Source organism: Allokutzneria albata (assembly GCF_900103775.1).
GTDB classification, from domain to species: domain Bacteria; phylum Actinomycetota; class Actinomycetes; order Mycobacteriales; family Pseudonocardiaceae; genus Allokutzneria; species Allokutzneria albata.
Window position 1 is genome coordinate 3,734,000 of sequence record NZ_LT629701.1, and the last position, 19,624, is coordinate 3,753,623.

The 19,624-nt window shown below is 70.9% G+C and carries 10 protein-coding genes; 1 reads left to right on the forward strand and 9 read right to left on the reverse strand.

What is annotated here, in order from left to right; all coding sequences use genetic code 11:
* Positions 1–116 precede the first annotated feature (116 nt).
* Entirely contained in the window at positions 117–1,265 is a 1,149-nt protein-coding gene (locus BLT28_RS16875) for a L,D-transpeptidase (RefSeq protein WP_030430321.1), read from the reverse strand.
* A gap of 142 nt (positions 1,266–1,407) precedes the next feature.
* Here BLT28_RS16875 and BLT28_RS16880 point away from each other — a divergent pair, with 142 nt between their 5' ends.
* Positions 1,408–2,271, forward strand: a complete 864-nt coding sequence (locus BLT28_RS16880; RefSeq protein WP_052407464.1) for a phosphotransferase — start codon at positions 1,408–1,410, stop codon at positions 2,269–2,271.
* Here the strand turns inward: BLT28_RS16880 and BLT28_RS16885 are convergent.
* The 8 genes from BLT28_RS16885 to recQ form a co-directional block, all read right to left on the reverse strand.
* Positions 2,259–3,167, reverse strand: coding sequence for an aminoglycoside phosphotransferase family protein (locus tag BLT28_RS16885; protein WP_043812040.1), 909 nt, complete (start codon positions 3,165–3,167; stop codon positions 2,259–2,261). The genes BLT28_RS16880 and BLT28_RS16885 overlap by 13 nt on opposite strands.
* Positions 3,164–3,907 (reverse strand): acetoacetate decarboxylase, encoded by a 744-nt coding sequence (locus tag BLT28_RS16890; protein ID WP_030430324.1) that lies wholly within the window; start codon positions 3,905–3,907, stop codon positions 3,164–3,166. The genes BLT28_RS16885 and BLT28_RS16890 overlap by 4 nt, the downstream gene beginning before the upstream one ends.
* On the reverse strand, positions 3,897–8,852 hold the full coding sequence (locus BLT28_RS16895; RefSeq protein WP_162184862.1) for a beta-ketoacyl synthase N-terminal-like domain-containing protein: 4,956 nt from the start codon (positions 8,850–8,852) through the stop codon (positions 3,897–3,899). Before BLT28_RS16895 ends, BLT28_RS16890 begins: the two co-directional genes overlap by 11 nt.
* Positions 8,853–8,872: 20 nt before the next feature.
* Positions 8,873–14,296, reverse strand: a complete 5,424-nt coding sequence (locus BLT28_RS16900; RefSeq protein WP_083383755.1) for a type I polyketide synthase — start codon at positions 14,294–14,296, stop codon at positions 8,873–8,875.
* Positions 14,297–14,322: 26 nt separating this feature from the next.
* Positions 14,323–15,888, reverse strand: coding sequence for a PfaD family polyunsaturated fatty acid/polyketide biosynthesis protein (locus tag BLT28_RS16905; protein ID WP_030430328.1), 1,566 nt, complete (start codon positions 15,886–15,888; stop codon positions 14,323–14,325).
* Positions 15,885–16,712 (reverse strand): 3-hydroxyacyl-CoA dehydrogenase family protein, encoded by an 828-nt coding sequence (locus tag BLT28_RS16910; RefSeq protein WP_043812043.1) that lies wholly within the window; start codon positions 16,710–16,712, stop codon positions 15,885–15,887. Before BLT28_RS16910 ends, BLT28_RS16905 begins: the two co-directional genes overlap by 4 nt.
* A 92-nt stretch (positions 16,713–16,804) precedes the next feature.
* Positions 16,805–17,617 carry an NBR1-Ig-like domain-containing protein gene (locus BLT28_RS16915; protein ID WP_043812047.1) on the reverse strand — a complete coding sequence of 271 codons (813 nt, stop codon included), beginning with the start codon at positions 17,615–17,617 and terminating at the stop codon, positions 16,805–16,807.
* Between the two features lie 167 nt (positions 17,618–17,784).
* The gene (gene recQ, locus BLT28_RS16920; protein WP_030430331.1) at positions 17,785–19,605 is read right to left on the reverse strand and encodes a DNA helicase RecQ; all 1,821 of its coding nucleotides are present in this window, start codon (positions 19,603–19,605) and stop codon (positions 17,785–17,787) included.
* Positions 19,606–19,624: the final 19 nt, after the last annotated feature.

Here is a 19,624-nt window from a genome sequence, read left to right on the forward strand (position 1 = left end):
TCTGGCCGTCCCCCTGACGCACCGAATGAGTCGTTCGGTGCGTTCAACTACCCCGATGACTCATTCAGTGCGTAAGCGAGCCCGAACGAGTCGTTCGGGGTGGAAGCGGGGCGTGGTCAGCGCTTGACCGCGGACAGGGCGGTCCACTTGTCCCACGGGTAGGCCCAGAAGTCGGCGCCCTTGGCGGCCAGGTCGATCGACGAGCCCGTGACCACCACCGGGTCGCCCTCCAGGGCGGTGGCGTAGTAGTCCTTGGCGTCCTTCATCGACAGGTTCGCGCAGCCGTGTGAGACGTTGTTCCGGCCCTGGTTGGCCACGGAGTCGGGGTTGGCGTGGATGAACTCGCCGTTGTTGGACAGCCGCAGCGCCCAGTGCGCGTTGAACTCGAACTGCTTCATGAAGTACTGCTCGTGCTTGGACATGATGAAGTAGCGGCCGTTCTTGGTGACCAGCTTGGGGTCGGACTCGCGGCCGTAGCTGGCGGGGTAGTTGCGGAACTCCTTGCCGTCACGCTCGACGATCAGCCGGTGCTGGTCGGTGTCGGCGCGCACGAGCTGGTGGCGGCCGATGGTGAAGGTCACGGTGTAGTCGTTCTTGCCGTAGGAGCCGTTGCCGAAGTGCACGCCACGGAGTCCACTTCGGACGGTCACGCGGGTTCCGGGCTGGAAGTACTCCTTGGGCCGCCACACCAGGTTCTCGTCGTCGATCCACCCCCACGACCCCTCGGTCTGCGGGGTGGTCTCCACCGTCACGGCCTTCTCGACGGCCGCGCGCTCGCCTGCCCTGACGCCGGGCCTGGGGAAGACCAGCCACACGGGCTGCGCGACGCCGTAGGTGCCGCCGTCGGTCACGCGGGGGCTGACGGTGACCGGGACCCGTGGCTTGACGGTGCGGAAACTGCTGTTCACCGGGAGCGGCTTGCCGTCAGCACCGGTCGCGGTGCCGGAGAAGGTGTACTCGGCGTCGAAGTCGGGCTTCTCGGTCGCGGTCCACGTGCTCTTGTCGTCGGAGAGCTTGCCGGCGAGCTGCTTGCCGCCCGCCCCGGTGAGCCGGATGTCGCCGAGGGCACCACCGGACACGCTCACCTTCAGCGGCGAGGCCGGGGCAACACCGGTCGCCTTGTCGGCGGGCTCGACGACGACCTTGCTCTCCGCCGGCCGGGCCCCGTCGGCGGTCTGCGGCGTGGGCGATCCGGTGGTGCACGCACTGAGCCCCAGTGCCGCCACGACGGCCAGTCCGACCGCGATCGACTTCCCTCGCGCCATCTGCTTCTCCCCTGTGGTGATGGTTTCGCACAGATGACGCGGCGTGTGGTTCGCGGGTTGTGTGAGCAGCCGCACAAGCTAACTTTCCGTTGTGATGCAACTGTGGACGAGTGCTCGGTGGCGGCACGAGGCCGTCGCCTGGATGGACGACCGACTGGCTGGTGCCGGGCTGGTTCGCACCGGCGAGGTGACGCAGCCGAGGGTGCAGTCCTGGGCGACGGTGCTTCGGGCGGAGACGAACCGCGGCGTCGTGTGGCTCAAAGCGTGCGGTCCGGGCACGGCGTTCGAGGTGCCGCTCTACCCGCTGCTGCGCCGCCTCGCACCGGACCGCGTGCTCGCCCCGATCGGTGTGGACCTCGACCGCAAGTGGCTGCTCCTGCCGGACGGTGGGCCGACCATGAAGGACAGTCCGCGTGACCTCGCCGAAGTCCTTGCCGGATACGCGAAACTGCAGCGCGACCTCGCCCCGCACGTCGACGAACTGCTCGGCATCGGTGTGACCGACATGCGCGCGGAGGTCATGCCGAAGCGGTTCACCGAGGCCATGGGAGCGATCTCCGACTACGTGGAGCGGCGCGGCACCGAGGCGGAGCATGCCACCTTCGCGAAGCTCCTGGACTTCGAGGACACCTACCGCGGGTGGTGCGAACGGCTCGCCGAGGACCCGGTCCCGCCCAGCCTCGACCACAACGACCTGCACCAGAGCAACGTCTTCGCGACCGGGGCGAAGTTCTACGACTGGGGCGACAGCGTGATCGCGCACCCGTTCGCGAGCCTGCTGCTGCCGATGACGCGCGCGGAGGACCACCGGGTGCGCGACGCCTACCTCGCCGAGTTCGGACCGCCCGCGGAGCTGGTCGAGTCCGCCGAGCTGGCCTGCCGGGTCGGGAAGGTGGCCAGAACCCTGGTGTGGCTCAGGGCCCTGGACGGCGACGTGGACCACGAGTACGCGAGCGCTCCGCTCGAACACATGGCGTCGCTGCTGAAGGACACCTACCTGCTGTAGGCCGCGATCAGGGTCTCTCCGATGGCGACCTGGGCCGCGTTCAGCTCGGGCTCGCCGTCCTCGATGTCCCACAGGCAGTTCTGCAGCACGCGGGCGAGCGTCCAGCCGAACGCGCGCCGCCGGTCCAGCCCCAGCCCCTCGGTCATCATGTCGAAGCGCCTGCGGACGACGCCCGCGACGTCACCGGAGGCGACGACCTCGTCCCACCGGTCCGACAGCGCGGGCATCAGGTCGAACCCGGGGTCGCCGACGAGCGGTTCCGGATCGATGACCAGCCACGGTTCGCGGTCGGAACCGGGAAGGGGCGCCAGCACGTTGCCCTGGTGCAGATCCCAGTGCAGCAACTGGTCCCCCGGCTCGCCGACCACGTCGCGGACGACCTCGACGCAGGTGTCCAGCAGCGCCCGCTCGTCCGGATCGGGCAGTCGCGGCACGTCCCGCAGCATGGCGGCCGCGACGTCGCCGAGCCGCCGCAGCCCGGCGGGTGGCGGGACCGAGCCGATCCGGGCGAGCAGGTCGGTCAGGACGCGCAGCGCCGCCCACTCGTCCTCCATAGTGGACAGAGGCCGGGTGTGGTCGAGCCGTTCGAGCAGCAGGGCGCGGCGCTCGTGGTCCTCGGCGAGCAGCCGCACCGCGCCGTCGCCGTCCCAGGCGCGCAGCACGGCCCCCTCCCCGGCGTTCTCCTCGGTGACCCGGCCGATCTTGAGCGCGGCGGCCGTTCCGTCGGCGCACCGCACCGGCAGGACCAGCGAGGCCATGCCGTGCCCCGGCGCGCCGTCGGACCGCAGTTCCCAACGGTCGAGGTACTCGGCGACGAAACGGGGCAGGTCGTCGAGCCAGGTCTGGTCCTGCGCGCTGTGCAGGCGGACCAGACCGGCGGGGACAACAGTGGTCATGCCTCCAGTCTGAGGTAGTCGTGCAACACAGTTGCGGGTGCGAGGGTGAGGTCGGTCATGATGTGGCTGGCCAGGACGACCTCCCGCACCGGCAGGTCCGCGAGCGGCGCGAGCACGTGCTCGAACAGCTGGAGCCGCGCGGGACCGGTCCACGCCTGCTTCACGGTGACGTCGGTGATCCGCGTGCGCACCAGCTCGGCGATCCTGGGCCGCGCGTCGTAGCCTGGGACGATCTTGACCATGTAGGTCGGCACGGTGATCTGCCGCAGTGCGTCCTCTTCGGACAGCGGGAGGTGCTTGTAGCCCATGGTCGCCGTCGCCACCCGCACCGAGCCGATGTCCAGCGTGCCGAGGAGCGCCCCGCTGTCCACCCGGAGCCGGGCGTCACCGAGGCACTTCGGGTAGGCCGACAGCTCGCGCCCGCAGGCGATCGCCGCGAAGCTGTCGAGGTACATCGCGTGCAGGTACTCGCCGCGTTCCTCGCCGAGGCGCACCTGGACGGCGATCCCGGCCTCGGTGTACGGCCCGAAACCGCCGACGTCGCCCATGTGCATGATCTCGAAGCGCACCAGCGGTTCGTCGATCTCCAGCGGTTCCGGGACGATCGCGCGCAGTGCCTCGACATCGGTGCGGTAGAAGATGTTCAGGTACTCGCGATCGGTGAACCGGTACGCGCCCAACGGGTAGGCGGGTGCGGTCAACGGCGTCGTCACCCGCGTCAGGACGTCCTCAGCGCGCATCGCCCCTCCTCAGGGTCAACCCGAAACGCGAGCCGTGGAAGGCGTTCACGCCGTCCACAGCGCACACCACGTCCGCGATCAGCGTGGGCTCGTCGCCGCCCCTGACCTCCGCGATGAACAGCTCGTACACCAGGCGCTCGTTGGCCGGGGTGATCTGCTTGCCGCAGCGCCAGTCGTAGGTCTCGCCCCGCACCGGCTCGAAGCGCCAGCCGTCCCGGTCGGCGGTGAAACCCAACGCCGCCAGGTAGAAGGCCATCGCCTGGAAGCCGCCGTCGACGATGAGGTTCCCGGGCATGCACGGGTCGTCGCGGAAGTGCCCGTCGAAGAACCACGCGTCGTCGGCGACCGGTGTCTCCACCCTCAGGTAGCCGCGACCCCAAGGACCACCGGCCGGGTCGAACTCGGTCACCTCGTGCAGCAACCAGGTTCGTTCACTGCCGAGCCGGGGAGAGGCGCTGTGCGACCGCATCTCCGCCCGGCCGAAGCACTCCGCGGCACGCCCGTTGGCGAAGGCCAGCATCTGGTGCGGCGCGAACTTCCCAGGTGGGCAAGCGTTCGGCGGGATGTCCAGCGGCGCGTCACCGGCCGGGACGTGCTCAGCCGGGTTCCACGGAACGCCAGGCGAGCCGGCCAGCGCCTCGTCGGTGAACAGGCCGCTGCGCGAGCGGACGGTCACGCGAAGCTCGCCGCCGACCCAGTAGTCGTAGCGACAGGCGAAGATGATCAGCCCGTTGTACTCGCTGTGCCCGTCGACGTTGACTTCACAGCTGATCACCTCGCCCGCCCGCGCGGGGCTGCCGAGGTAGGTCAGCTCCGCGTCCAGCAACCGGTAGTTCCGGTCCCCGGAGTGGCCGAGGTCCGCGCCCAGCCAGCTCATCAGCACCAGCGTGCCCTGGCCGGTCTCCACCATCAGACCGGGTGGCAGGTACCCGGTGTGGTCCAGGTACCAGGCGTCCGGGTGCACGTCGGTCTCGGTCTTGATCACACCGGCGCCCATGGAAGCCGGTTCGGCGTCCATCTCCAGGACGCGGTCGAACAGCAGCATCGGCGGCTGCGGGAGGCGAATGTGCCTGCGGTGGTCGTCCTGCGCGGCGAACCGGGGCCCGAACACGCGCGAGACCGGTCCGGCACCGAGGAGGAGCAGGTCCTCGCGGTCGAAGACCAGCTCCTTCTCCGGTGGCCGCCCCATCAGCGCGATCGTCGTCCGTGTCTGGAGTTCGAGGAAACGCCGGTGCACCTCGGTGTGCCGGGTGAGCACCGCGGCGTGCGCGGCAGCCACGCGTTCCCGTTGCGCCATGACGAGGTTGACCAGATCCGGCGCGACAGCCACCGGAGCCGGAGCGGGAGCCGCAACTGGGGCCGGGGAATGCCGTAGCTCCGGCAGGCGGACGTCGGCCCACCCCACCGGGAACCTCATCGTCTTCCCGGTCACCGCTCGCGGGCGACGCATCCGGTCGAAGAACTCCGCCGCACGCACGGGAACTCCGGCCGCGACGAGTTCGGCCAACGCGAAGCCGAACTGGCGCAGCCCGCGCCCGTCCGGCGCGTCGAGCGCGACCGCCAGGTGCTCGCGGTCGCCGAGGGTCCGGCGAATCCATCCGGTGCACAGCCCCTGCGGACCCAGCTCGACGAACACCCGCACACCGTCAGCCCAAGCGCGCTCCACCACTTCGGCGAACCGCACGGTGCTGACGCCCTGAGCGCTGACCGCCTCCGCGGCCCGCTCCGACGTCGCGGTGTAGGACTCCGTGGTAGCACCGCTGTAGAAGCGGACACCGGGGATCTCGCGGGCCGGCTGAGTCGCGAAGTCGCGCCACGCGGCGCGCACCGGCCCCAGCTCCGGCACGTGCGCCGCGAAGTGGTAGCCGATCTTGATGGACGGCAGACCCGTGCGCGCCAACAGCTTCGCGCACGCCTGCTCCGGGCCGCCCACGACGCAGACGTCCGGCGCGTTCTCCGCCATCACGTGCACGCCGGGGTGGTCGTCCAGCACCGCGCGCACCGCGGCGGCCGGACCGTTGACCAGGTGGCTGGCCCAGCGGTCCTCGGCGATGCCCGCCTGTCGCCACTGCTCGCGCAGCGCCCGGCACTCGCCGGTGAGGTCGCCGAGGAGCTCGTTCTCCCGGAAGTCGTTGTTCCACTTGGTGATGTCAGGCCACACGCCCATCACCGTCAGCCCCACCGGCTCGCCCGCGGAGTAGCCGATCACCGCACTGGGCCGCAGGCCGAGCGAGTCGGTGATCTCCTTGTGCAGCATGCTGAACTTGCCGAGGTCGACGATGTCCTCCACCACCGACGGCGGATGACCGCCGGGCGGGGTGAGCGGCCCGCCGAAGCGCTCGGAGGCGGAGGCGACCGCGTCCGGGAACGCCAGCCACACCTCGCGCCCCATGTCCGGGTACACCGCGGCACCGTTGGTGAAGACGAACGCGACCTCACCACCGATCGGCGCGTCCCGGTACGCGACGCCTGCCGGCTTCACTCCGCCGTCGGAGAGCCAGCGCCGAGCGCGGTCGATCGCCTTGCCCCGATCACCCTCGACCACCACCGCGAGCCGTGCGGGGCCGGTGTCCGAAGTTCGGCCTGCCTCAAGCGCTGCAAGGACTTCGGCGCGGTCACGGCCCGAGTAGACCTCCAACTCGGGGCTGTCGGGAGCCCACGGTTCGGGAGTTCCCGCCGCGCGCAGCCGAACCCGGGTCCGGGGTGCTTCGAGCGGGTCGACGACGACCTCGGCGGTCCGCAGTCCCACGACCGGCGTGGCCGGTGCACCGGCACTCGGGATCACGCCGTGCCGCAACGCCGTTGCCGCCATCGCGACCCCGACGAGCCCGACCGCGGCGTGCGCTGCCCCGAAGAAGTCCACAGTGGACTCGTCGATGACCACGTCCGCGGGCTCGGAACCGTCCGGATCCAGCAAGGCGATCACCCGGTCGCCGTCGCGTTCGGCATCACTGAGCCGCTTCAGCACCAGGACAACGGCCGCGTCGCCCGGAGTCGCCTCGCGACCGAGTTCGCGCAGCGCGGCCTGGTGCACGGGGTCTCCGGAGAGGTCGACCGCGCCGACAACCGCCGCATCGGCCTCACCGAGCCGCAGTGCGCGCGCGGCGAGGTCGAGCGCCACCAGACCGGAAGCTTCCTCCGCCGACACCGTATAGCCCGGGCCGGCCAGATCGAGCTGCGCGTTGATCCGGTTGGCGACGAGATTCGGCATCGCGCCAACGGAAACCGCCGCGGTGTACGGTCCCGCGATGGCCTCGCGGAAGGCCGCGGCATCACGGGTGTCAGCACCCACGTCCTCCATCCACTGTGGAACGCGGAGCCGCGCGCAGTACCTGGTGCCGGTGAGGTCGGTGCCCGTGCCGACGAGCACGAGCGTGCGCTCGCGCGGCAACGTCACGTCGCGGACAGCTTCACGAGCGGTTTCCAGCACCACCAACTGCTGCGGGTAAGCGCGCTCCAGGTCACGCGGTGGGAAGCGCAGTCCCGCAAGGGTCAGGTCGACGTCGCTGCGGAGATCCCGGCGCCGGTTCCCGGTGAGCACATCCCTCCGGAAGTCCTCCGCGTCCGCACCATCGGCCACCTTCGCGCCGATCGCGACGATCGCCACCGGGCCGACGCGGGCCGGCGGCACCGGAGGCTCGACGACCCCGACGTTCTCGGTCCAGCCGTCCACGACGAGGTGGGCGTTGTTGCCGCCGAAGCCGAACGCGCTCACCCCCGCCCGCAGCGGACCGGTCCACTCCTCGGGCTCGGTGACGAGGCGGATGGGAGTGCCGTCGAGGGCGGTGATCGGCTCCTCTGCCCCCAGCGTCGGCGGGCGGACTCCGGCCTGCATCCCACCGATCACCTTGAGGAGCCCGGCAATGCCCGCGGGGGCCAGCACGTGGCCCAGGTTGGACTTCGCGGAGCCGATCGGCAGGCTCTCGCTCGCCGCGAAGACGTGCGCGAGCGATCGCACCTCGATGGAGTCGCCGACCGGCGTCCCGGTGGCGTGGCACTCCACAAGGGACACTGTCTCCGGCGGGATACCAGCGACCTCGTAGGCCTGCCGCATCGCCCTTTCCTGCCCGTCCTGCGCGGGCACGAGCAAACCACCGGTCCGGCCGTCGTTGGACAGACCGACGCCGCGCACCACACCGAAGATCGGCATGTCCTGGCGCACCGCGTCGGCCAGCCGCACCAGGGCCACCATCCCGGCACCCTCGCCGAGGACCAGGCCGTCGGAGTCGCGGTGGAACGGACGGCTCTGCCCGGTGCGGCTCGTCGCCGAGAGCGCCGCGAAGTTGACCTGGAGGACCAGCTGGTCCGCGCGGTTCACCGCCCCCGCCAGCATGAGGTCCGCCGAGCCGTCGAGCAGTCGGTCGCAGGCCAGCTTGATCGCGTACAGCGACGACGCGCAGGCCGCGTCGAGCGCGAAGGACCCCGCGTCCAGTCCGAGCGCCTTGGCGGCGAGGTGCGCGGGAAGCCCGGCGGAGAACCGGTTCCGGGCGTCCGGCCTCGGCCGGTCACCGCGCAGGGCCGGTGTTGCGTCGAGCAGCACGTGCGCGGCGAAACCCGCCATGGCCTCCGGTGGCATGCACAGGTTGCCGAGCACGAGTCCGGACCGGGACGGGGCGGCACCCAGTCCGGACTCGCGCAGTGCTTCGCGACCGGCGTGCAACACCCACTGGAACAACGGATCCAGGGCGAGCACGGTGGGGGTGTCGATCGCGAAGCCGGAGGGGTCGAACACGGCTTCGAAGCCGCGCACGTACCCACCGACGTCGGAATAGGTGCGGTCGACGGTCTCGGAGTCCGTCGCCATCGCCCACCGCGGACCGAGCCCCCACCTGCCGGGCGGCACGGTGGACAGGCTCCGCCTGCCCGCGACGAGGTTGTCCCAGTACTGCCCGGGGGTGAACGCGCCGGGCAGCACGCAGCCCCGGCCGACGATCGCGATGTCCACGCTGCTGTTCCCCTCCCGGGTCACTGGAACTGGAGGCGGGCGCGGAAGCTCGGCTCGTCGCCGACCTCGATGTCCACCGCCGTCGCGTCGATCCGCTTGCCGCGCACAGGAATCCGGCCGCCCGAACCGGCCAGGGGGCTCAGCTCCCGCACGTCCCCGAGGACGATCCCGAGGTCGGGGAACCACGAACGAGCTGCCCGGATCATCCACTCCGCCGCGGTCTCGACGGACACGCCGGTCCCGGCGTGGTCGCGCACCTCGACCGCGGGCGGGTCCTGGTTGCGGCCGGTCATCACAGCGACGCCCTCGCCGGCGGTGACGATCACGCGCACGTCGTTGCCCGCCCCGGTCACCTCGTCAGCGAAGGCGGCACCGCCCTCGTCGAGCGGGATCAGCGCGATCTCCCTGCGGCGGAAGAACTCCTTCAGCGAGGAGTCGACCATGCCGCCCTCCCACGGCCCCCACGCGATGGACCGCACCAGGCAGTCCGGCCTGCGCACGCTCTCCGCGACGGCGACGTGGTTCAACGTCTCGTTGGCCATGGCGTAGTCGCTCTGCCGGTCGCTGCCGAAGGTGCCCGCGACCGAGGAGAACAGGCAGAGCATGGTCAGCGGGTCCTCGGCGGTCGCGTCCAGCAACGCGCGCAACCCGGTGAGCTTCGTGCCGGTGACGCGTTCGAACTGCTCGTCGGTCTTCTCCACCAGCGGGTGGTCCTCGATGACGCCCGCCGCGTGCACGAGCCCGGTGATCGGCCCCCACTGCGCGCGAACGACGTCCAGCACGGCGGCCACCTCCGCGCCGTCACGGATGTCCACTGCGTGGTAGCTGACCTCGGATCCGGCTTCGCGCAAGGCATCCAGGTTCGCGTGCACCTCGCGGTTGGCCAGCACGCTCCGGACCCGGGCGCGCACCACGCCCGGCGCCGCGCGCTCCTGCTGTGCGACCGCCTGCACCAGCGCCGTCTCATCGGTGATCCCGGCGAGGTAATCCGGCTCGTCCGCGAGCGGGCTGCGGCCGAGGATCGCCAGCTTCGGCCGGTGCGACCGCGCCAGCGCCAGCAACCCGGGAGCCGTCACGCCGCGTGCCCCGCCACCGACCACGATCACCGACTCCGGCCCGACTGCGGTGCCCGGAGTGCCGTCCAGCTCCTCGGTGACGGTGCGCAGGGTCAGCCTGGTCCCGTCCGCCCGCAACCCGGCGTCCAAAGTGGACCCTCCGGTGAGCAGTTCGCCGACGATCGCCTCGGCGACCTCGTCCGGGGTGCGGCCACCGCGCTCGCAGTCGATGGCGCGGACGCTGGCGTGGTCCCATTCCTTGGCCACCACGCGGGAGAGCGCGGAGATGCCGCCCAGCCACGCCCGGCCAGGGCTGCGGCCGTCGAGACCGAAGTCCCCGCCGGTGTCCTGAACCGTGACGAAGACACCGCCGTCGGTGGTGAAGGTGGCCGCCGTGCGCCACGCCGTCCGGTAGGCGTCGCGGTGGATGGCCAGGGCCTCGTCGATCGAGCTGATCTCGGCGAGCCCGCCGAGGTGCACCACCCCGTTGGCACCGGCCGGGACCTCGGTGACGACCTCGGCGGCGATGCCCCGCTCGGTGAGCTTCGCCGCGATGCGCTCGGCCACCCCGCCGCCGTCGTCGGTGACGAAGAGCGGGAAGTCGCCGAGCCCCGCCATGGCCAGCCCCGGAGCCGGAGTCGCGACGGCCCGGGTCACCCGGCGGACCACCGTCTTCCCGGCGGTCCCGGTCACGGCTTCGACCGTGGTGCCACCGAACTCGTCCGAGATCTGGCGCAGCGTGCGCAGGGCGCCGAGGCGGGCGGAGTCCACCTCTGCCAGACCCGGAACCTCCTTGCGCAAAGCCGAGAACACCTCAACCCGCTTGATCGAATCAATCCCCAGATCCGCCTCGAGCTCCATGTCCAGATCCAGCATCTCCACCGGATAACCCGTACGATCCGCCACCACGTTCAGCAGCACAGCACCGACATCGGTCCCCGCCCCCTCACCGGGAGTGGCAGTGCCGCCACCGAGCCCCGTGGAGATCTCCCGCAACGTCCGCATCGCGCCGAGCCGAGCCGAGTCCACCTCAGCCAGACCCGGAACCTCCTTGCGCAAAGCCGAGAACACCTCGACCCGCTTGATCGAATCAATCCCCAGATCCGCCTCGAGCTCCATGTCCAGATCCAGCATCTCCACCGGATAACCCGTACGATCCGCCACCACGTTCAGCAGCACAGCACCGACATCACCCGCGGGCTCGACCACCACCGGCGGCGCGGGCATGGCGGTGATACTCGGCATCACCGGAGCGGCAGGCATCGCCGGAGCAGCAGGCATCACCGGAGCAGGAGGCATAGCCGGGGCGGCGGGCATCGCCGGGGCGACAGGGGCGGGTGCCGACGCCGGGACGGAAGCCAGGGCAGCCGCAGGGACCGCAGGCAGCTCACCAGGCGTGCCCAGGAGCGCGGCGAGCGTGGCCTCCGAGGAACGCAGGAACGCGAGGTGGCTCTCCGCCAGCAACTGCTGGAAGGTGTTGTGCGCCTCCGCGGTCTGCCGCTGGCTCTCCTCCACCGCGCGGAGCCATCCGGGCTCCGCAGAACCCTGCACCACAACAGGTTCAGCGGCCACGGGGTTCGGCGCGGGGAAGGCCGAAGCCCCACCGGCGGGCGGGTACTGGCGCCCCTGGTTGGCGCCGTTGATGCGCACCGTCATCTTGGCCTTGCTCTCCTTCTCCGGTTCCGCGAGCGGTGCGTTCCGCTCCCACAACGCCTCGTAGTCCAACTCGGTCCCACTCACCGCGAGCCGGGCCAGCGCCTCGTTGAGGCTGGTGATCCCGTTGCGGCCCTTGCGGTCCGTTCCCACGGCCAGGTGCTCCCGGTCACCGAGCACCCGGCCGACCAGCCCGGTCAGCGTCGATCCCGCGCCCACCTCGACGAAACGCCGGACGCCCGCCGCGTACATCGCCTCGATCTGCTCGACGAAGCGCACCGGAGCCGCGAGGTGCCCGGCGACGCGCGACCGGATCTCCTCCGGTGCGCTCGGGTACACCGCGGCGTCGGCGTTGCCGTACACCTCGACGCCAGGCTCGAAAACCGGGATGCCGCCGAGGAAATCCAGGAACGGGGCCGCCGCATCGGCCACCAAAGGACTGTGGAACGCGGTCGCGGTGTTGAGCCGCTTCACCGTGAAGCCCTCGGCGGCCATCTTCTGCTCGACGACGTCGGCGGAGGACGCTCCGACCGAGACCACGACCTGGTCCGGTGCGTTGTGGTTGGCCACCCACGCGTCGGCGATCCCGATGCCCGACAACACGTTCTCCACGTCGTCACGCGCGGCGGTCACCGCGATCATGACACCCGGCACCTCGGCCGCGTCCCGCATCAGCTCACCGCGCCGACGCGCCATCCGCAGGAGTGAACGCTCGTCGACCGCACCGGCTGCGCACAACGCGACAAGCTCACCGAAGCTGTGTCCGGCAACGCAATCCGGCCGCAACCCGAGCGATCCGAACACCTCAAGCAGCGCGAGGCTGTGCGCGGCGAGCGCAGGCTGAGCCCACTCCGTCGCTGTGATCAGCGCGGTCTGCTCAGCACGTTCGGCATCGGTGAACGCGGGGCGCGGGAACACCACCTGGTGCAGCGGCTGCTTGTCGAAGTCACCGACGCGGTCCCACGCGCGCTGAGCGCCCGGCAGGTGCATCGTGATGTCGGCGCTCATCCCGACGTACTGCGAACCCTGCCCGGGGAACAGGAACGCCGTACGTCCCTCCACAGTAGAGAGTCCATAATGGACTCCATTCGGCGTGGAGAACTCCTTGTCCGGTGACTTCTCGACCAGGTCGGCCGCTCGGTCGAGATCGGAGACCTCCGTGGCCACGACCGCCAGCCGGACCGCGTCGGTCGCGCGGAAGCGTCGCTGGCTCCGCCGGGCGATGTCGGCGAGCGAGCCGCTTCGGTTGGCGCGCAAGCTCTTCAGCAGCTCATCTGACGAGGAGGCACTGAACAGGACGAGTTCGCTCGGCTGCGAGCGATGCCGCCATGCCGTGGCCGGTCCGGTGTACTCCTCCAGGGTCAAGTGGAAGTTGCTGCCGCCGAACCCGAAGCTCGACAGCGCGGCACGGCGCGGGTGCACCGAGTTGCCCACCCACGGCCGCGCCCGGGTGTTGAGGTAGAAGGGAGTCCGCTCCAGCTCCAGCTCCGGGTTGGGGCGCTCCACCTTGATCGTCGGCGGCAGCACCTTGTGGTGCAGGGCGAGCGCGGCCTTCACCAACCCGGCCGCACCCGCGGCGCACTTCGTGTGGCCGACCTGGGACTTCACCGAGCCGAGCGCGCACCACTGCCGGTCGGCGCGCCCGGACTCGTCGAAAACCGCGCGCAACGACGTGAACTCGGCGCGGTCACCCGCGATGGTGCCGGTGCCGTGCGCCTCCACGAGTTCGACGGTGCTCGGGTCGTAGCCGGCCACCTCGTACGCGCGACGCAGCGCCCTCGCCTGGCCCTCGGGCAGCGGCGCGTAGATCGCCGTGCTCCGGCCGTCCGACGCCGCGCCGATGCCGCGGATCACCGCGTAGATCCGGTCACCGTCGCGCTCGGCGTCGTCGAGCCGCTTGAGCGCGAGCATCGCCAGGCCCTCGCCGAGCATGGTGCCGTCGGCGTCCGCGGCGAACGGGCGGCAGTCACCGCTCGGCGACAACGCCGGGGTCTTGCTGAAGGAGACGAAGGTGCCGATGTCGTTGGTCGTGTCCACGCCCCCGGTCAGCACCAGGTCGGCGCGGCCGAGCGCCAGCTCCGCGATGGCCGCCGACACCGCCGCGAGCGAACTGCCGCAGGCGGCGTCGGTGGTGTAGTTAGCGCCGTGCAGGTCGAAGCGGTTGGCGATCCGCCCGGCGACGACGTTGCCGAGCATGCCGGGGAAGGTCGCCTCCTGCCACTCCACACCGTGCGCGGCGATGCCGTCGCACACCGCCTGCGCGGTCGGCTCGTCGACCCCGTTCTCCCGCAACGCTTTCAGCCACACAGGGCGGTTGAGCCAGCCGGTCATCTCCGACATCAGCTTCATCGCCGACACGCCCAGGATCACGCCCACCCGGTCGCGGTCGGTCTCCCCGAGGCCGTTGCCGAGATCGGCGAGCACCTGCTCGGCGACCATGAGCGACAGCAGCTGGGCCGAGTCCGTCGCGGGCAGCACGTTCGGCGGGATGCCGAAGGCGACCGGGTCGAAGTCCACGTCGGGGAGGAACGCCCCGCGCCGCGCGTAGGTCTTGCCCGGCGCGGACGGGTCGGCGTCGTAGTGGTCCTCCACGAGCCAGTGCGTGCCGGGCACGTCGGTGATCAGGTCACGGCCTTCGACGACAGTGCGCCAGAACCCCGCTACGTCGAACGATCCTGGCATGATCGCGCCGAGGCCGACGATCGCCACCGGCGGTTGCGCGCTCTCGCGTGCCACAACAAATCTCCTGTGAAATCGGGGAATCAGACCAGTCGGCGCGGCGCGAAGGCGAACGCCTCCGGCGGCACCGGCAGGCCGTAGACGCGGAGCTGGTGGGCCCGGGTGATCACCGCGGCCCCCTCCAGCAGGTTCAGCGCGATCTGCACGACGGTGCGGTTGGCCTGCTCGGCGAGGAAGGTCCCGGCGGTCCACCGGTTGAACGCGCCGATCGCGGGTCCGCACCAGATCTGGAAGTCGGTCCGCCGCTCGGGATCGCCGTCGACCGCCCACCGGCTGCTGCGCCCGAGGTAGGACCGGAACACCAGGGCCATCCGGTGCTTCGGGTCGACGCGGGCGCGGGACAGCTCGACCGGGTCTCGCTCCTGCCAGAACCGCTCGGTCTCCGCCCACGCCTGCTCGACCGGCATCCGCAGGATGTCCCGCTCGATGCGGGCGCGCACGCGCTCGGGCAGCTCGTCCAGCGAGCCGTGGTCCCGGTACGCCTCGTAGAGCTGCGTGGCCCGCGCGGCGAACATGGTGCCGCGCCGCAACACCTGGACCTTCACGCCCTGCTCGAACATGTCGGCCGCTGGTGCCATCGTCACGTCCGCCAGGTCCGCCGCGGCGAGCAACGCCTTCGCGGCCTCCGACAGCCCCGACTCGACCGCGACCTGGTTGATCGAGCCGGTCACCACGTACGCGGCACCGGCGGCGAAGGCGGCTGCCACGGCCGTGGGCGTGCCGATCCCGCCGGCCGCACCGACGCGCACCGGCCGCTGGTAGCCGAACCGGGCAACGAGCTCGTCCCGCAACGAAAGGATCACCGGCAGCAGCGACACGAGCGGCCGGTTGTCGGTGTGCCCGCCGCTGTCCGCCTCCACTGTGATGTCCTCGGCGACCGGCACGAGCGCGGCGAGTTCGGCCTCCCCCGCGGTCAACAGGCCACGGTCGACCAGCCCGCGCAGCAGCTCCGGCGGGGCCGGGGACAGGAAGCGCTCGGCCGTCTCCGGGCGGGAGATCTTCGCGAACATCCTGGTGCGCCGGATGATCCGGCCCTGTGCGTCCCGGGTCAGCCCGGCTGCCGAACAGCGCACCACGGCGGGCGTGAGGTCGGTGAACGCCGAGGCGCACACGCACGGCACGGCGTTGCGGACCAGCAGGTCGGCGACCTCGTTCTCGATCGCGGGCTCGTTCGGCGAGTGGATCAGGTTGACGCCCCAGTTGGGCAGGCCCGGCAAGGACTTCCTCAACTCGGCGACCGCCTCGCGCACCCGCGGCAGGCCCAGTCCGCCCGCGCCGAAGAAGCCGAGCATGCCGCCGCGCGCCATGGCCGCGACCATCTCGACGGTGGCGATGCCACCGGCCATTTCGCCCGCCACGTAAGGGAATCGCGTGCCGTGGGTCTCGGCGAACGTCCGGTCGCCGAGCCATTCCGGGTACAGCGGCGGGAGGATGCCCACCACCTGGTGGTGCGGCGCGTGCCCGCCGATGGCCAGGCCATAGCCGTCGCCCGGGTTCTCGGTGGCGAGAACGTGCGCGGGCTCCCGGACGCGCTCGACGAGCCCGGCGATCCGCGCGGGGTGGAAGGCGGGCTTGGGCAGCGTTCTCATGAGTCTTCCCGGTAGTCGTCGTAGAAACCGCGGCCGCTCTTCACGCCGAGGAACCCCTGCTCGACGTACTCGCGCAGCAGGGAACGGGGCCCTTCCGGCAGGCCCGGGCGTTCGGCGGCGTACCCGTTCTCGATGTCCAGCGCGACGTCCAGCCCGACCTGGTCCATCACCCGGAACGGCCCGGTCGAGACCCCGACGACCAGCTGGTAGAGCCGGTCCACCTCGGCCGGGGTGGAGACCCCCTCGGCGACGACCGCCAGGGCCTCGCGCTTCACCGCGGCCCAGATCCGGTTGTAGATGAAGCCGGTGCTCTCGGCGCGCACCTCGACCGGGGTGAAGCCGAATTCCGGAAGGACTCCGAGCACGGTGTCCAGAACCGCGCGAGAAGTGCGCCCCGAGGACATCACCTCGACCGCGTTGACCAACGGCGGCAGGTAGAAATGGGTGTTGAGCACGCGCTCGGGAAAGACCAGCCCGCCGATCATCCGGCTCGTGGGGAACGAGGAGGAATTGCTGGCGAGGATGACGCCGTGATCGGTGAGCCGGTCGAGTTCGGCGAACACCTCGCACTTGAGTTCCAGCCGCTCGGGAACGGCTTCGACGACGAGCCAGGCACCGTCCACCGCGGCCTTCACCGACGGTGCGGCGACGACCTCACCCGGCGCACCGGGCGCGTGCGCGGAAACGAACTCCAGTGCATCGGCGACCTGCGCGGGCACCGGATCGGTGATCCGGACCTCGGCGCCGCCGTCGGCGAACATGAGGGCGAGGCGGCGGCCGAGCGTTCCCGCTCCGACCACCGCGACAGGGGACGCGGGGGGCACGGCTGAAGAGCTTGCGAACGCAGCGGCCCGGTGGACAAGACGCCGGTGTCCGAGCGTTGTCCACGGTCATCGCACAAAGGCGGAACCGCAGCTCAGGCGATGATCACGTGCAGCTGGACGTAGAGGCTCTCGGGGAAGAACAGGGTGCCGTCCGCCGTGGCCATCTTCCACCGCACGACGCACTGGCCCAGCCGGTCGGGGACGTGGAACGGCGCGGCCACGAGCACGGACTGGCCGGGCCTGGTCATGGCGATCGGCACGCGTTCCGGCGAGGAGCACCCGCCCGGCTGCACCGGGTCGATCCGCACCAGATAGCGGTCGGTCCAGGTGGCCGTGCCGACGTTCACCAGTTCCCAGATCTTGACGATATCCGTTCCGGGTCGCACCAGAGCACCATTCGGGTAGTTCACCATCCGACGCATGCCTACGTTGTCACCGGGAACGAGTCGATGCAGGTGCTCCGGCACTCCGGTGGCCACGAGGGGAACCTGCTCCGCACTCGTCAGAAAAACACCGAGCAACAGTAAAATCGTCAACAGAACGATACCGCTGCCATATGACCGAACCGGCCTGACGGGCGCCGGAACGGGAAGCGGAGCGGGTGCGACAAAAGCGCTTCCCTCAATCCTCGCTCGGGCGCTCTCCCATTTCGCACACCATTCCGCGCGAACCGTTTCGGCGTCCTGGCCGAGCGCGTTGACCGCGAGCGCGCGCACGAACTCCCACATCGTCTCCCGGCTGGGGAAGTGCTGGCCGCGCGCGGCCGCGGCCAGCGAGGACTTCGACGCGGCCGCGCCGTAGACGGTGCGCATGGAGTCGTAGGAGGGATCACCCGCGCGGAGCTTCAACCGCCACAACTCGTCGGCGAATTCGGCGACGGGACCGGAGGCGGGGTCCGGCCGCACCGCTCTGCGTCCCTGTTTTGCCCGGTCGGTACCGGGACTCCCGGTCGTGCTGATGGGATTTCTCCACAACGTCCACAGCCATGATCAATCGATTCACGGTACAACGCCGCGCGCGGCCGCCTCGGCCCCGTTCGGGGACGGCCGAACACCGACGATCCAGACGCGTGTCACGCCCCCAGCGTGTCGAGGATCTGCTGGCCGTAACGGGCCAGCTTGTTCTCGCCGACCCCGTTCACCGTGCCCAGCTCGGCCAGCGTCTTCGGCGCCTCGGTGGCGATCTGCCGCAGCGTCGCGTCGTGGAAGATCACGTACGCGGGCACGCCCTGCTCCTTCGCGGCCGCGGCCCGCCACGCGCGCAGCTGCTCGAACACCGGCGCCGCCTCGGCAGGCAGCTCGACGGCGGCGGCCTTGCTCCGCGCGGCCTTCGCCGGTCGCGGCGCGCGCTTCGGCTCGCGCCGCAGCATGACCTCCCGCTTGCGGCCCAGCACCTCCGCGCTGGCCTCGGTGAGCACGTAGGTGCTGTACTCGCCCTCGACGCCGAGCAGACCGTGCGCGAGCAGCTGCCGGATCACGCCGTGCCACTCCGTGCCGTCCAGCTCGGTGCCGATGCCGAACACCGAGAGCTGGTCGTGCCGGTACTGCTCGACCTTGGCCGTGCGCTTGCCGAGCAGGATGTCCACGATCTGCGCCGCGCCGAACTTCTGCCCGCGCTCGCGGTCCAGCCGGAACACCGCGGAGAGCACCTTCTGCGCCGCGATCGTGCCGTCCCACGACTCCGGCGGGTTCAGGCAGGTGTCGCAGTTGTCGCACGCCGTGCCGGTCTGGCCGAAGTAGTTGAGCAGCTGCACGCGGCGGCACTGCACCGTCTCGCACAGCGCGAGCATGGCGTCGAGGTGGATCGCCAGCTTCCTGCGGTGCGCGCGGTCGCCCTCCGAGGTCTCGATCATCTGCCGCTGCTGCACCACGTCGGCCAGCCCGTAGGCCATCCACGCGGTCGACGGCAGTCCGTCCCGCCCCGCGCGGCCGGTCTCCTGGTAGTAGCCCTCGATGGACTTCGGCAGGTCGAGGTGGGCCACGAAGCGCACGTCGGGCTTGTCGATGCCCATGCCGAAGGCGATCGTGGCGACCACGACCAGCCCGTCCTCGCGGAGGAACCGCGCCTGGTGCTTCGCGCGCGTGGCCGCGTCCAGCCCCGCGTGGTACGGCACGGCCGGAATCCCGTTCTGGTTCAGGAACTCCGCCGTCTTCTCCACCTTCGCCCTGGACAGCCGGTAGACGATGCCGGCGTCGCCCGGGTGCTCGGTGCGGATGAAGTTCAGCAGCTGCTGCTCGCCCCGGTCCTTGAGCACGATCCGGTACTGGATGTTCGGCCGGTCGAAGCTGGAGACGAAGTGCTTGGCCTCGGTCAGGTTGAGCCGCGTCGCGATCTCGGCGTGCGTCGCCTTGGTCGCCGTGGCGGTGAGCGCGATGCGCGGCACCTCCGGCCAGCGCTCGTGCAGCTCCGACAGCGCCAGGTAGTCCGGCCGGAAGTCGTGGCCCCACTGGGAGACGCAGTGCGCCTCGTCGATGGCGAACAGCGAGAGGGTGCCGCGCTCCAGCAACCGCACCGTCGACTCCACCCGCAACCGCTCCGGGGCGAGGTAGAGCAGGTCCAGCTCACCGGAGAGGAACGCCGACTCCACCTCGCGGCGCTGCCGGGCGTCCTGGGTGGAGTTGAGGAAACCGGCCTTCACCCCGAGCGCGGTGAGCGCGTCGACCTGGTCCTGCATCAGCGCGATCAGCGGCGAGATGACGACGCCGACGCCCTTCCTGACCAGCGCGGGCACCTGGTAGCACAGGGATTTCCCGCCGCCGGTCGGCATCAGCACGAGCGCGTCGCCGCCGGAGACCACGTGCTCGACGATGGCCTGCTGGTCCCCGCGGAAGGAGTCGTAGCCGAAGACGCGGTTGAGCACGTCCACTTCCGGGCGGGTCTCGGGGGAAGCCATGCGCCCGATCCTACGAGCG